Annotated in this window: 13 protein-coding genes; 2 read left to right on the forward strand and 11 right to left on the reverse strand. The window is 39.7% G+C overall.

Features of this window, described 5'->3' with window-relative positions:
* Window positions 1-44: 44 nt before the first annotated feature.
* Entirely contained in the window at window positions 45-1,148 is a 1,104-nt protein-coding gene (locus NC797_RS01345; RefSeq protein WP_272435211.1) for a PRK06851 family protein, read from the reverse strand.
* 175 nt (window positions 1,149-1,323) lie between these two features.
* Between NC797_RS01345 and NC797_RS01350 the strand changes: the two genes are divergently transcribed.
* Entirely contained in the window at window positions 1,324-1,962 is a 639-nt protein-coding gene (locus tag NC797_RS01350; protein ID WP_272434808.1) for a hypothetical protein, read from the forward strand.
* 53 nt (window positions 1,963-2,015) lie between these two features.
* On the opposite strand, the gene NC797_RS01355 is transcribed toward NC797_RS01350, so the two are convergent.
* From NC797_RS01355 to NC797_RS01365, 3 genes are all read right to left on the reverse strand, one after another.
* Window positions 2,016-2,387, reverse strand: a complete 372-nt coding sequence (locus tag NC797_RS01355; protein WP_272434810.1) for a DUF779 domain-containing protein — start codon at window positions 2,385-2,387, stop codon at window positions 2,016-2,018.
* A gap of 169 nt (window positions 2,388-2,556) precedes the next feature.
* On the reverse strand, window positions 2,557-4,077 hold the full coding sequence (gene adh / locus NC797_RS01360) for an aldehyde dehydrogenase (RefSeq protein ID WP_272434811.1): 1,521 nt from the start codon (window positions 4,075-4,077) through the stop codon (window positions 2,557-2,559).
* 390 nt (window positions 4,078-4,467) lie between these two features.
* Window positions 4,468-4,650, reverse strand: coding sequence for a cold-shock protein (locus NC797_RS01365; protein ID WP_272434812.1), 183 nt, complete (start codon window positions 4,648-4,650; stop codon window positions 4,468-4,470).
* A 253-nt stretch (window positions 4,651-4,903) separates the two neighbouring features.
* On the opposite strand from NC797_RS01365, the gene NC797_RS01370 reads away from it, so the two are divergent.
* On the forward strand, window positions 4,904-5,593 hold the full coding sequence (locus tag NC797_RS01370) for an aspartate/glutamate racemase family protein (RefSeq protein ID WP_272434813.1): 690 nt from the start codon (window positions 4,904-4,906) through the stop codon (window positions 5,591-5,593).
* A 64-nt stretch (window positions 5,594-5,657) separates the two neighbouring features.
* On the opposite strand, the gene NC797_RS01375 is transcribed toward NC797_RS01370, so the two are convergent.
* The 7 genes from NC797_RS01375 to glpK form a co-directional block, all read right to left on the reverse strand.
* Window positions 5,658-6,608 carry an agmatinase family protein gene (locus tag NC797_RS01375; protein WP_272434814.1) on the reverse strand — a complete coding sequence of 317 codons (951 nt, stop codon included), beginning with the start codon at window positions 6,606-6,608 and terminating at the stop codon, window positions 5,658-5,660.
* 233 nt (window positions 6,609-6,841) lie between these two features.
* Complete coding sequence (gene putP, locus NC797_RS01380) at window positions 6,842-8,341, reverse strand: sodium/proline symporter PutP (protein ID WP_272434816.1); 1,500 nt, start codon at window positions 8,339-8,341, stop codon at window positions 6,842-6,844.
* Window positions 8,342-8,975: 634 nt separating this feature from the next.
* Window positions 8,976-9,353, reverse strand: coding sequence for a dihydroxyacetone kinase phosphoryl donor subunit DhaM (dhaM, locus tag NC797_RS01385; RefSeq protein WP_272434817.1), 378 nt, complete (start codon window positions 9,351-9,353; stop codon window positions 8,976-8,978).
* A 5-nt stretch (window positions 9,354-9,358) separates the two neighbouring features.
* Window positions 9,359-9,979: a dihydroxyacetone kinase subunit DhaL gene (gene dhaL, locus NC797_RS01390; protein WP_272434818.1), complete on the reverse strand. Its 621-nt coding sequence runs from the start codon at window positions 9,977-9,979 to the stop codon at window positions 9,359-9,361.
* A gap of 15 nt (window positions 9,980-9,994) precedes the next feature.
* Window positions 9,995-10,987, reverse strand: a complete 993-nt coding sequence (gene dhaK / locus NC797_RS01395; RefSeq protein ID WP_272434820.1) for a dihydroxyacetone kinase subunit DhaK — start codon at window positions 10,985-10,987, stop codon at window positions 9,995-9,997.
* A gap of 139 nt (window positions 10,988-11,126) precedes the next feature.
* Window positions 11,127-12,785 (reverse strand): glycerol-3-phosphate dehydrogenase/oxidase, encoded by a 1,659-nt coding sequence (locus NC797_RS01400; RefSeq protein WP_272434821.1) that lies wholly within the window; start codon window positions 12,783-12,785, stop codon window positions 11,127-11,129.
* Window positions 12,786-13,075: 290 nt separating this feature from the next.
* On the reverse strand, window positions 13,076-14,569 hold the full coding sequence (gene glpK, locus NC797_RS01405) for a glycerol kinase GlpK (protein WP_272434822.1): 1,494 nt from the start codon (window positions 14,567-14,569) through the stop codon (window positions 13,076-13,078).
* Window positions 14,570-14,574 lie beyond the last annotated feature (5 nt).

Here is a 14,574-nt window from a genome sequence, read left to right on the forward strand (position 1 = left end):
GATCAAACGTGTAGCGCTATTACCTAAATAGCGCTACACGTTTGTCACCCTACAATTGCTTCCAGCTGTTCCAATTCCCCAGAAATCTCCTCATAAATCGTATCCGTAATCGAAAAATCGATTGAATCCACATAGATATTTTCTAATTTATCATGTAACCGTTTGGCTTCCTGCAAATAGGAGGTACCTTTTTTCATAAACGATTTATATTCATCTGTTAATTGTTTAATATCCTTCTCAAATTTTTCATCTGTTCCAGAATTGACGGTTAGCTCATAAAGGTCAATTACTTCATCACTTGGACGATCCGGAAAATACTCGTGTGGATCCGTACTATCAAATAGACAGAAATCCAGCTCCCGTACGATAACCATATCTAAACTTTCAGGGTCAAATCCACAATGATACACCTCTACATCAAACCCGCGTTCTTCGGCAGCAGCAGCTATTTTTTTAAGTAATGTTGATTTCCCTGTACCAGCCCGACCTTTAATAAAAAAACGTTTCTTAATATTTTCTGTAATATTTGGAATGAAATCTACTGAGCCTTCAGGTGTAGCCGCTCCAAAAAAGCGGTGCTTTACATTAGCATTTTTTCCAACAACTTTGTTGTCCTGATAAAGACGTTCGATTAAATTCCGTGTGACGTCGTCCGCTTTTTCAAAGTCCATATTTGAAATATAAATTTCTTCTAACTCGTCATGAACACGCAATCCAGTTGCAAAAGAATCATATGCAGCTTGAAATGCATCACTTATTTTTTCCTGATATTTTTGGATAACATCTTTTTGTTCAGCTAAACGATTGGAGTCCCAGGCAACACCTAGATTAACATATTCTTCGATCGCACCAGGTACACTTGGTTCCAGCACATGTGGTGCAGTACCATCAAACATACCGAACTTTAAAGCAGGAATGATTAATCCGTCTAATGAGTTGTTATCAGAAGAACAATGGATACGCTCGATATCGTATCCTTTTTCTTTCCATGCTTCTCCAAGTTTTTTTAGAAGTGTTGATTTTCCTGTTCCTGGCCCACCTTTAAGAATAAACACACGTTCTAGACCTTGCATGTTGGATTCGAATACTCCATAAAATCCTTTTGCCGTGTTACCACCAGCATAGTAGTTAAGTTCCTTGCCAGCCATTGTTTCACTCTCCTTAAACATTGAATAGGAACCTCCATAATTCTAATGTATGGGTGTATGACTAGAAATGTTCATAATACTTTTTCGATGACAGATCTACTATGTGACCTTTATCCGCATAGGACAAACAATAGGATCATATATAAGATACAAACGGTAGAAAGGACGTGATGCTTTGATAAAAGTTAAATTTCTATCACCATCACAAATCGAAACGTATTTCCAAGATGACGTAAATGAACAGTTTTTACAAGGCCGCCTTCAGGCATATGAAAAAAATCGTTCCTCCATTCCTTTTTACGTCGAGGAAGTAAATGGTTCCTACTTTTTATATAACGGATTTAAGTTTATGGATGCAATGAAGCGATCGGAACAAAACAAACCTATACCATGCTATGTATTAACAAAAAAAAGAAGTGAATTGAAGCGCCTTTTACACTTATTATGGCAAGGCACACACTGTGAGGCGACAAATTGGAAATTCAAATATAAACTCATCAAACAATTAACCGAAAAATTCCAGCTAACTCCATCGGAAATAGCTGCGTTTCTTCAGATCAACGAAAGAGAAATTTCTGTTTACTTAGTTGAGGAGCATGTGCCCGACTATTTTAAGAAAAAGGCGATCCAAACACATACCACTCAGCTTGTCAATCGGATTAGTAGTATTGGGGTCATTCCTGAGTCTCACAAAAAAGAATTATATCAATTAGCAGTTGATCAGCAACTGACACATAAACAACTAAATTGGACGCTTAGTTTTTATTACACAAACTTTTATGGTGCATATTCGAACCCACCAACAACAATATAGCCCACTAGACACATAATAGCCGATAGCACCTCGATGGCGCTATCGGCTACACGTTAATCATTTGTCGCTTTTTCCATTAGTTCTTTTTTCTCCTCTTCCGTAAACATTCGTGAGCGAGTCAAAAACCGTTTCCCCTCTGGACCCTCTACCGAGAACATCCCTCCTCTTCCATCAACTACATCGATGATCAACTGCGTGTGCTTCCAATATTCATATTGATCCTTAGACATATAGAAAGGGGTGTCACCTACAGAGCCTAACAAAACATCCGAATTGCCTACTCTAAATTCTTCGCGAGGGTAGCACATTGGCGAACTTCCATCACAACAACCACCAGATTGATGAAACATTAACGGTCCATGTCTTTGCTTTAACCGATCTATTAAGGCTAACGTCGCATCTGTCGCTATTACTTTCTCTACCATTGTAAGTGTTAACCTCCTTCAAAAGGGACAGTAACGCAAATGGAATACTGTCCTTTTTCAAACTGAAAATGGTTTTCGCTATTGTTTTTCAAAGCATTTCAACTAGCTCTCCTAATCCCTAGAAATCTAGTATTAGTGCGTGTTCATTTTCAAACAACCTCTATTCGCGTTAAAAAAATCCAAGCTTATCGGTGCTGTAACTAACCAATAGATTTTTTGTTTGTTGATAATGGGACAGCATCATCTTATGGTTTTCTCGCCCGATTCCTGATTTCTTATAACCACCGAAGGCAGCATGTGCAGGATATGCATGATAACAATTTGTCCATACACGCCCAGCTTCAATTTCTCGTCCAAAACGATAAGCAGTATGCATGTTTCTCGACCAAACACCTGCACCTAGCCCGTAAAGTGTATCATTTGCAATAGCTAATGCTTCCTCATCATCCTTAAAAGTAGTCACAGAAAGTACCGGTCCAAAAATCTCTTCTTGGAAAATGCGCATCTCATTTGATCCTTTAAAGATGGTAGGTTTCACATAATAACCATTCTTAAGCTCCCCTTCAAGCGTATTCCGTTCCCCGCCTACTAGTACGTCTGCTCCCTCTTGCTTACCGATATCGAGGTATGATGTGATTTTTTCCATTTGCTCCATCGAAGCTTGAGCACCCATCATCGTCTCTGTATCTAGTGGATGACCAATCTGGATAGCTTCCACCCGCTTTAGAGCCCGTTCCATAAAGCGATCATATATGGATTCATGAATTAACGCTCGGGATGGACATGTACACACTTCCCCTTGATTTAAGGCAAACATGACAAGTCCCTCGATTGCCTTATCTAAGAATGCATCGTCTTTTTCCATGACATCAGCAAAAAAGATATTGGGAGATTTTCCACCAAGCTCAAGTGTAACTGGAATAATATTTTCAGATGCGTATTGCATGATTAAGCGGCCTGTTGTGGTTTCACCAGTAAAGGCAATTTTAGCGATTCGGCTATTTGATGCTAATGGTTTTCCAGCCTCTACCCCGAAACCATTCACGACATTGACCACACCAGGTGGTAGAAGATCATGGATTAGTTCAAGTAATATATGAATAGATGCTGGAGTTTGTTCAGCAGGTTTTAAAACAACAGCATTCCCAGCAGCAAGTGCAGGTGCAAGTTTCCAAGTAGCCATAAGAATCGGAAAGTTCCAAGGGATGATTTGGCCAACTACGCCAAGGGGTTCATGGAAATGATAGGCTACCGTGTCATTATCAATCTGGCTCAAACTTCCTTCTTGAGCCCGAATGGAGCCCGCAAAATAGCGGAAATGATCAATGGCAAGTGGGATATCTGCAGCCAATGTTTCACGTACGGCTTTTCCATTATCCCACGTTTCAGCAACTGCTAATTTTTCTAGATTTGCTTCCATTCGATCAGCGATTTTGTTGAGTATATTTGCCCTTTCAGTCGGCGAAGTTTTTCCCCAGCTATCCTTCGCCTCGTGCGCTGCATCCAATGCAAGTTCCACATCATCTGCAGTTGAACGTGCTATTTGACAAAACACTTCACCCGTTACTGGTGTTACATTGTCGAAATACTCCCCATTTACAGGTTCTTTCCATTCTCCTCCGATAAAATTACCATACCTCTCCTTGAACTGAACGATGGCACCTGGACTGTTTGGCGAATCATACTTCATTGTATTTCCTCCCTTTGAAAGCGTTTTCATTTGGTTTGGTGAAAGATTCATAGTTGTTATCCTTATAATTATAGTATAGCAAATTGAGTAGTTTTATTACAAATATTCTGTCTTTTGTTTGGGCGTTATTTTCCTGAGAGTACCATTCCTACTGTAAATGCTTATCTTTAATTGCTTAATGTTTAACTTTCAATCGCATTAAAAAAAGAGGCCGTAGCCTCTTTTTTTTAAACAAACCGATCTATGGCTCCCTTTAAAAGGATGTTAAAAAAGTCACCAAATGTGATAAGTGGTGCATCTGCTCACCCACGACGGGCTGGTCCAGCGTTTGACACAGGACGTGGCGTTCTTAGTCGACCTTCTAATTTACCGACTTATTGAGCACACACTTTAATCAATTTTAGGTAGCACCTTTATTTCCTTTGCCATTGTTGAATGGCATAAAGGGCACGTCGGTGTTTCATCAAAAGTGAAAGATTCTCTCATCCAACCTGAACATTCGTCATCAGTACATGTCCAAATAGATGTTTCCACTTCCGGGGCAGGTTCTTTTTTGCCATGAAAATAGGCCATATCACTATCCCCTTTCTAATTCCATTACTTCTATTATACACTATTTTGGTTTCGATTAGTACTGGTTAAGCAAAATTTGGATTTTTCCTCTGCTTTTGAGGTGCATCTCTATTTCAATCCCAAGTATTAAACGCTTTAAGTGTGTGTTCAAAGAGTCGACAAATCAGAAGCATGCAGATGCGTAGCTTATCATTTGGTGACTTTTTGATCATCCTCTATAATTGATACACAGAATTTATAAGGGGGCGTAGTAATGAAGGTACTTGGACTAATTGGTGGAATGAGTTGGGAATCCTCTTCCGAATATTATCGTAAATTGAATCAGGCAATTGCCCAAAAATTGGGTGGACTCCATTCTGCCGAGTGTATCCTATATAGTATTGATTTCAATGAAATCGATCTACTTCAACGTCAAGGAGAATGGGAAAAAGCTGGGCAAAAAATTGCTACTATCGCAAAAAAGTTGGAGAATGCAGGGGCAGAGTTGCTATTATTATGTACCAATACCATGCATAAAGTAGCTGATACTATTGAGCGGGACTTATCGATACCACTTGTTCACATTGGAGATGCGACCGCTAAAGAAATTACTTCTGCAGGTATATCCAAGGTGGGATTACTAGGCACAACCTATACGATGGAGGAAGACTTTTACCACGATAGACTGAATAAACACGGTGTCAAGGTGATTACCCCTAATAACGAAAACAGAAGCGAGTTGAATCGGATCATTTTTGACGAGCTTTGCAAAGGTATTTTTGTAGATGATTCAAAAGAGAAGATAATAAAAATGCTCCAGTCATTAAAAGAACAGGGTGCAGAAGGAATTGTTCTTGGCTGTACCGAAATTCCATTGATTATAAAAGATGAGGATAGTCCCCTTCCCATTTTTAATACATTGGAAATTCACGTTCAGACCGCCGTTAACCTTGCATTGAGTTAAAGTGGAACGGCTGTAGCGTTTAGTTACAGCCTTTCTTGATCAGATACATTTCGTATTGACAAACTTATGCTTGCTCTTTTAGAATTTTACCCGCCAGTGCATACAGTACGACCGTTGAAACGAAATGTGAGGAATTGTCATTTGGATCGTTTTGTGGGTAAACTTCAACATAATCCATACCACGTATACCTAGCTTGGAAAATTCGTGTACCAACTCCACTAACTCATAGGAAGTAAGGCCATTTCCGTCAACTGGACCACCTGGATTAAATGCAAAATCAAGCACATCACTACAAATACTTAGATAAACAGCTTCTGTTCCTTGACTTGCAATATCATAAGCGCGTTTTGCTAGTGCGACTAAATCATTACTCTGTCTGACTTCTCGTGATGAAATCGTGGTTGCCCCTACCTCATCAGCATACTTTCCGGTTTCCGGCTTGTTTCTCGGACCGTGGATGCCCATGTGTACGATGCTTTCATTTCGAACGCTTTCACTTTCATAAATACGTGCAAAAGGAGTACTTCTTGCATACAAATCACCTTCATAATCAGGGTGATTATCATAATGCGCATCCAAATGAATAATGCCAACTTTACCATCCACTTCTTCACTTAAAGCCTTCACAATCGGATACGTAACACCATGGTCGCCGCCAAATGCTACAGGAAATTTTCCAGTCTTCCAAACTTTTTTGGAAAAATTTTCGATACGTCTCATCGTTTCAATCGTGTCAGCTGGAACGACATCAATATCGCCCAAATCACCTATTTTATAGTGACTTAACACATCCATATGGTTAAGCTCAGGCAAATAGCCCGAATAGCGAGCAGAGTTTAGTCGAATAACCTTTGGTCCAAGCTCACAGCCAGTGTAGTCACCCCAAGTTACAGAACCTTCCCACGGAACACCATAAATTAAGACATCTTGCTCGTCTATATTTTCATCCTGAAATGAAACCTTTTTACCACCTAGAAAACATGGCGTATTTCCATAAATTTTTTCATTACTCATGGTGTATCTCTCCTTTAAATGGATCTGCTTATTATTCTATATTATCTAATCTTTTGCTACTTTCAAAGTTTTACGCGTAGAAAGTGTCCGTACACTCCATTTTAATTTGGAAGTGTCACGGACACCGTGTTAGAAAAGGCTCATAACCTATAATTGATGCTCATCGCTTACTAGTGCATGCGATGAATGTAAAGTTACTAGTTTTCGTATAAAAAAGGTTCCCATTAAACGATTTATTTTACACCAGCAACTTTATCATATTCTTCTTTCACTTCATCGGAAGGACCTTGACCGATAAGGCTAAACAGTATGATTGCAATACTAGAAAAAAGGAATCCTGGTACCATTTCATATAGCGCTGAACCTGTGTACTGCCAAGTGAAAATGGTAATCCCACCGACGATAATTCCTGCAAGAATGCCGTTACGGGATGTCTTTTTCCAAAATAAAGAGAATAGAATCGCTGGTCCGAATGTTGCACCAAAACCAGCCCATGCATAAGACACAAGATCTAGAACTGAACTATTCTCATTCCAAGCAAGGAAGAGTGCAATAATCGCAATTACTAATACAGATATACGCCCTACCCATACTAATTCATTTTCCGATGCATCTTTTCGTAAATACTTTCTGTAAAAGTCTTCAGAAAGAGCACTTGATGACACGAGTAATTGGGAGTCAACTGTACTCATGATTGCCGCAAGTACTGCTGCTAATAAAGCACCTGCTATCCATGGGTTATATACAAATTGTACAAGCTGAATGAACACCTGTTCCGGATCCTCTAATGGTGTGTCAAAGGTAACGATCCCTAACATACCAACGATAAGTGCTGAATAAAGCGGAAGTACAAGGCCCAGTGATACGCTGATTAACCTTGCTTTGCGAATTTCTTTATGGGAACGAATTGCCATAAAACGTGCAAGAATGTGTGGCTGACCAAAGTAACCAAGTCCCCACGCAACCGCAGAAATAATACCAATAAAACCAATCGGACCAGCGGCTTCCCATAAAACACCTCCGGGTTGATCATAGGAAGTACCCTGGAATGCATTTAAGAGACTTTCGTCAATTGAACCCAATGCATTAAATAACCCGCCAAATCCACCAATTTCGATTAATCCATAGATTGAAGTAAACAATAATGCTAAAAACATGAGGAACCCTTGTATAAAGTCCGTATAACTAACCGCCAAAAAGCCACCGAGGAATGTGTAGCTAACAATAATAAGTGCACCGACAACTAAGGCAACTTGGTAACCCATTCCAAATGTACCTTGGAATAGCTTTGCCCCTGCAACAAGTCCTGAAGCAGTATAAAACAAGAAAAATACCAAGATAAAAAGTGCTGAAATTACTCGTAATGAATTTGAATGATCACGAAAACGGTTTTCAAAAAATTCTGGTAGTGTAATAGAGTCTTTGGAGTACTCTGTATATACACGGAGACGCTTCGCAACATAGGTCCAGTTAATGGTAGCACCAACAGCAAGACCTACTGCAATCCATAAACTCCATTGCCCCATGCCTGAAGCATATGCAGCACCTGGTAAACCAATTAATAACCATCCACTAAAATCACTGGCTGCTGCTGAAAACGCAGTAACCCAGCTGCCAAGTTGACGACCGCCAAGTACATAATCAGATAAAGTATTCGTCATTTTATACGTTATAATTCCAATTGCCATCATAACAGCTAAATAAACAATAAAAGTGATCGCTGTTGCAGTCATTAGCTTTCATCCTTCCCCTCTTTAAAATATGTGATGATTACCCAAACCACTAGCAACGGCATTGGAACGGCAAACCAAAACATTGTCCAACCAGTAAGTGTAAACTCTTCCATTTTTAAGCCTCCTTATCATTTGTAATATCTATATGAAAAATATTACTTCTTTAAGAGGTTGTTCAAAATCCTCCTGTCACTTATTAAAACTTAACCCTCGCAATGAATAAAAGTCTTAGTTTTGTAAGTGAATTTACTAAAATTCTGTCTGTAGCAATGTCAAACCAGTTCGTGCTGAGCGTGAATTTTGACCCCTCTTCACCTCCTAATTTCATCCAGACAATTATAATTCGTTTGCTTGGAAACACGCAGAATACCAAAATGTACAGCCAATTAAAATATATAAAATTCTGACTATAAAGTCAATAATTTTGTTATTTTGCAGGGGTTTGATAGAATTTGTTGAATGATCTTTACATGGCATAAAGAGGATATTTTTGCAAAAATGAAATGATCGAATAGGAAAATAGTCGGTTGTTATGAACACTTTATGCAGACTTTAGGACAGTATGCGGATTTCCCACAAAATCACATACTAAGAAACCAATCTCCCAAAATATATTCGGGGGATTGGTTCGTTTCTACTTAAATGCCTTCTTAACTGCAGCTAGTACCTCATCCAGTGATTTACCCATGCCGGATTCCACGGCTCCAACGTAGGATCCCTCTAACAATGGTAGGTCTACTGCAACTTTCACATCTTCTGATTCAGATAATTCAACTGCTACTTCTGCATTCATCATCGCACTCCCTAGGTCGTAAAAAAGCAATACGCCTTTTCCACCATCAGCACGTTCAATTGCAGCTTGAATTTTTTCAACACTTGTTCCGATCTCATGATCATCTGTTCCACCAGCTGTTTCCACAGGGACTTCCTTCATTACTTGGCGAATGATATCTTTGATTCCTTCTGCCACTTTGGGGCTATGTGAGATTAGTACGATTCCAACGTATGCCATAGATATTATTCCCCTTCCTGCAGTACCTCTGCTAGTGACTGAAACAAGTAAAACGACGAAACGGAGCCTGGATCTAAATGTCCTTTAGACCTTTCTTTTAAATATGCTGCACGACCTCTAATCGCTATAATATCCTTGGTTGATTCCATTGCAACTTTGGCTGTCTCTTCCAATTTTCCAGGTTCAAACTCGCTGTTTTCCTGTAAAAATCGTAGCACTGGTGCCCAAACATCTACTAACGTCTTTTCTCCTTCGTTTGCTTTACCCCTTTGCTGAATACCATTCAATGCTTCCTGCACCCCAGCTGTAAAAGCATCGTGATCAACAGGATCCTTCCCTTTAACAGACATAGATAGTTTCAAAAATGCTGTTCCGTATAATGGACCAGATGCGCCTCCGACCTTTGACATTAGTGTCATGGCTACATCCTTCGTTAGATCAGAAACCGTATCATATTGTGAAGTAGTTGTTTTGTTTATTACCTCTTGGAAACCACGCGCCATATTAATCCCGTGGTCACCATCTCCAATTGCCTGATCAAGAGATGTGAGATATTCCTTATTATTTTGAATTTTATCGTTTAGTTTTTCAATCCACTTCAAAACCGATTGTACGTTAAGTTCCACTTAAATCCCTCCTTGTTAACTGCTGAATGCTGGTGTTACTGCTTCTGCTTCCAGTAATTCTTTAAGCTCATCGTCAAGCTTTAGTAATGTAACAGAACAGCCAGCCATTTCGAGGGATGTCATATATTCGCCAACGAACGTTTTATATACTTTTATTCCTTTTTCAGCCAAAATTTCATGAACACGAGCATTAACGATAAAGAGCTCCATTTCAGGAGTGGATCCTAATCCATTCACCATAACAGCAACTTCTGATCCGCTATAGTCAATGTCTTCTAATACTTTTTGTGTTAATTCCTCGGCAATTTCATTTGCAGAGGCAATTTCTTTACGCTCGATTCCTGGTTCACCGTGGATTCCCATACCGATTTCCATTTCGTTGTCATCAATTTCAAAACTAGGCTTACCTGCAGCAGGAACCGTACATGGTGTTAACGCCATTCCCATAGATCGCACATTTGCTACAACTTTTTCAGCAACTGCCTTGACATCCTGCAATGATCCACCTTGCTCTGCCTTTGCTCCAGCAATTTTATGAACAAAAACGGTTCCAGCAATCCCACGGCGTCCAGTAGTAAAGGAACTATCCTCCACTGCAACGTCATCATTAACAATTACTTGCTCAACATCGATTCCTTCAGCTGCAGCCAGCTCTGCTGCCATTTCAAAGTTCATCACATCGCCAGTATAGTTTTTGATGACAAGGAATACACCAGCACCACCATCAACTGCTTTAATTGCCTCGTACACTTGATCTGGAGTTGGGGAAGTAAAAACTTCTCCTGCAACGGCAGCATCAAGCATTCCTTTTCCTACATAGCCGGCATGTGCTGGCTCATGACCACTTCCACCACCACTTACTAGTCCGACTTTGTTTGAAACAGGAGCATTTTTACGAGCTATAACTGTCGTATTAGGTAATTGCTTGACATCATTTGGAAAAGCTGCAACAAACCCTTTCAGCATGTCTTGGACAACCTGGTTTGGATCGTTCATAATCTTTTTCATCTGTATCCCTCCAAGGAAAATGTTTTAAAAAACGATTTTTTTAATACGATTCATGGTGAAAAAGTAGCCAAGTTGTTATTTTAATTGTACATAAATTTGATTTGCTAAAACAAATTAGAAGTATACCCACTTACATGGATCATGAAACAACAGGGTGTGTCGCTTCATGAAGTAGCTGATCAAGCTCCTCTGTGTATTCGTTTATACGTTCTTCAGTCCAGTTAAACAGTTCTCCCATATAGTTGATAACCGATTCTTTGTGTGTGCGAACCCATTCGATATGAAAGAAAATGGCACCGGTTCTTCTAATGAAGAAATCGACCGGCTTATACGCCAGTTCATGCTCAATCGCATAGCGCAGCATCGCATAAACAACAGGTTCTAAATTTACTTGTTCCGCTTTATTCTTATCCGTGTCGAACAGATGAAATAAAACATCCACGTTTGAACCATATCGTTGGACAAGCTGTTTGGCCGTTGCTTCAGATAAGCCAAGTGCCATACCTTCTTGTGTCTTTTTTTGTAAAAAAGCTGGAAATCCCTGCGATCCACCAACGTCTCCTCCCGAAATCGGAAGGTGTTCTGTTTGCGTTCCAGGGTAGCTTTGTCCACCATCTTTTTCCAACTGTTCAGCAACAATATCTAGAACGCTTTCGGCCATTTTTCGATAACCCGTAAGCTTTCCACCTGCAATCGAAATAAGATTGGATTCAGAAACAAAAATCTCATCCTTACGAGAAATTTCAGATGGATCTTTTCCCTCTTCATGGATAAGTGGACGTAACCCCGCCCAACTAGATTCTACATCTTCTGAATTTATTCCTGCATCAGGGAACATGTAGTTTATTGCATCAATCACATAATCCCTATCTTTCTCTGTCATCGTAGGATGGGATATATCCCCTTTATATACCGTATCCGTCGTACCAACGTACGTTTTGCCTTCACGCGGTATAGCGAAAACCATTCGACCATCTGGTGTATCAAAATAAATTGCTTGTTTTAATGGGAAACGTTCCCCATCAAATACAAGGTGGATTCCCTTTGTTAACTGAAGCGTTTTTCCTTTTTTCGAGTTATCTTTTTCCCTAATGGTATCAACCCATGGTCCAGCAGCATTTACGATTTTCTTCGCGTAAATGTTATGTCTAGAACCATTTATTTGATCTTCTACCTCTACTCCTACCACTTTATTATCTTTATAAAGTAATTCGACAACCTTTGCATAGTTAATAGATAATGCACCTTTTTCAACAGCTTTTTTCATTACCTCCATCGTTAAGCGTGCATCATCGGTTTTGTATTCTACGTAGTAACCAGCACCCCGTAGGTCTTGTTTATTTAATAAAGGCTCACGTTTTACCGCTTCTTGTACGCTAAACATTTTTCTCCGCTCACTTTTTTTGACCCCAGCAAGAAAATCGTAAACTCTCAGACCAATATTTGTGGAAAAAGGACCAAATGTTCCACCTTTATAAAATGGGAGCATCATCCATTCAGGTGTCGTAACGTGTGGGCCATTTTCATAAACAATCGCACGTTCCTTCCCTACTTCTGCAACCATTTTCACTTCAAACTGCTTTAAATATCGTAGTCCACCATGAACAAGCTTCGTGGATCGACTAGACGTTCCTGCAGCAAAGTCTTGCATTTCTACTACAGCCACTTTCATTCCTCTAGTCGCAGCATCAAGCGCAATTCCTGCACCTGTGATACCCCCACCAATCACGAGTACATCAAGAGATGCATTTTCCATTTTTGTGTAGGTTTCGGCTCTTTGCAAGCTGGAAAACACCATAACCATCGCTCCTTTTTTTATCAGTTCGCAACGATGTATTTCCTCTCTGATCTCCATTTCTCTCAAAGAAAAACATGCATTGATTCATTGTTTGTATTCCCGTATGGAGAACACTCTACTCTATTTACTTTTAGTGTCAAAACAAGCACTTTGAGTAGAACAAAAGAGACCACAATTACACCCTATGAATCATCTATAGAGGTTTGTGGTCTCTCGAATTCTCCGCCCATACTATTAACTTTGTGTTAAGTGTACCACGAACACGATAGGATAGAAAGGTTTATTCAAGATTATTTAAATGCTCTTGTTGCATCAACCGCTTTTTTCCAACCATCATATAGTTCATTGCGCTTAGATTCGTCTAAATCATCTGTAAATGTGCGGTCAATTTGCCATTGTTGCGCAATTTCTTCTTTATCCTTCCAATAACCAACAGCCAAGCCAGCAAGATATGCCGCACCTAGTGCAGTTGTTTCTTGAACTACTGGGCGATCAACTGGAACACCCAAAATGTCGCTTTGGAATTGCATTAAGAAATTGTTTTTAACCGCTCCACCATCAACACGTAATGTCTTAAGATCGATTCCAGAATCTGCAATCATTGCATCAAGAACGTCTTTTGTTTGATATGCTAGAGACTCAAGTGTTGCACGAACAAAGTGTTCTTTTGTTGTACCACGAGTTAGCCCAAATACAGCACCACGTGCATCACTATCCCAGTATGGTGTTCCGAGTCCAACGAAAGCTGGTACTAAATAGACACCGTCAGTAGAGTCTACTTTAATCGCTAAATCTTCACTTTCTGGCGCGCTTTCAATTAGCTTCAAACCGTCACGCAGCCACTGGATAGCAGAACCAGCTACAAAGATACTACCCTCAAGCGCATATTCTACTTTTCCATCCACACCCCAGGCTAAAGTTGTAAGTAATCCATTCTTAGAAGGGACACCTTTTTCGCCAGTGTTCATCAACATGAAGCAACCAGTTCCATATGTGTTCTTAGCCATCCCTTTGTCAAAACAAGCCTGCCCAAACAATGCTGCCTGCTGATCACCTGCAATACCAGCTATTGGCACTTCATGACCGAAGAAGTGGTAATCGACTGTTTTCGCATATACTTCAGAAGATTGATGGACTTCTGGAAGCATAGATTTTGGTACTTCTAAAATATCTAATAATTCATCATCCCATTTGAGATCATAAATGTTAAACATTAACGTACGTGAAGCATTAGAGTAATCCGTAACGTGAGCTTTTCCACCAGATAACTTGTAAACGAGCCATGTATCAATCGTACCGAAAAGCAAATCACCATTATCTGCTTTTTCTCTTGCACCTTCTACATTGTCAAGAATCCATTTTACTTTTGTTCCAGAGAAATATGCATCGATTAATAGACCTGTTTTTTCTCTAAATGTATCATTATAACCCTTTTCACGTAGTTCCTTACAAATATCATCCGTTTGACGAGATTGCCAAACAAGTGCTTTATATACGGGCTTTCCAGTATTTTTATCCCAAACTACCGTTGTTTCTCGTTGGTTTGTAATCCCGATTGCCTCTACTTGATCAGGATCAACATCAGCCTTTCTCAAAACTTCTGCCATACAGGAAGAAACAGAAGTCCAAATTTCATTTGCGTCGTGCTCTACCCAGCCTGGCTTTGGAAAAAATTGTTCAAATTCCTTTTGAGCCGTTTCCACAATTTCCCCTTTGTGGTTAAACAAAATCGCACGTGAACTTGTTGTACCTTGGTCTAAAGATAAAATAAATTTTTCACTCATTACGA

It is taken from the genome of Terrihalobacillus insolitus (assembly GCF_028416575.1).
GTDB lineage: Bacteria > Bacillota > Bacilli > Bacillales > Amphibacillaceae > Terrihalobacillus > Terrihalobacillus insolitus.

What these genes read in the sequence shown, in the direction of transcription:
- NC797_RS01345 (WP_272435211.1), bottom strand. Translation starts at nt 1,148, where the DNA reads ATGGCTGGCAAGGAACTTAACTACTATGCTGGTGGTAACACGGCAAAA.
- NC797_RS01355 (WP_272434810.1), bottom strand. Translation starts at nt 2,387, where the DNA reads ATGGTAGAGAAAGTAATAGCGACAGATGCGACGTTAGCCTTAATAGAT.
- adh (WP_272434811.1), bottom strand. Translation starts at nt 4,077, where the DNA reads ATGAAGTATGATTCGCCAAACAGTCCAGGTGCCATCGTTCAGTTCAAG.
- NC797_RS01365 (WP_272434812.1), bottom strand. Translation starts at nt 4,650, where the DNA reads ATGGCCTATTTTCATGGCAAAAAAGAACCTGCCCCGGAAGTGGAAACA.
- NC797_RS01370 (WP_272434813.1), top strand. Translation starts at nt 4,904, where the DNA reads ATGAAGGTACTTGGACTAATTGGTGGAATGAGTTGGGAATCCTCTTCC.
- NC797_RS01375 (WP_272434814.1), bottom strand. Translation starts at nt 6,608, where the DNA reads ATGAGTAATGAAAAAATTTATGGAAATACGCCATGTTTTCTAGGTGGT.
- putP (WP_272434816.1), bottom strand. Translation starts at nt 8,341, where the DNA reads ATGACTGCAACAGCGATCACTTTTATTGTTTATTTAGCTGTTATGATG.
- dhaM (WP_272434817.1), bottom strand. Translation starts at nt 9,353, where the DNA reads ATGGCATACGTTGGAATCGTACTAATCTCACATAGCCCCAAAGTGGCA.
- dhaK (WP_272434820.1), bottom strand. Translation starts at nt 10,987, where the DNA reads ATGAAAAAGATTATGAACGATCCAAACCAGGTTGTCCAAGACATGCTG.
- NC797_RS01400 (WP_272434821.1), bottom strand. Translation starts at nt 12,785, where the DNA reads ATGGTGTTTTCCAGCTTGCAAAGAGCCGAAACCTACACAAAAATGGAA.
- glpK (WP_272434822.1), bottom strand. Translation starts at nt 14,569, where the DNA reads ATGAGTGAAAAATTTATTTTATCTTTAGACCAAGGTACAACAAGTTCA.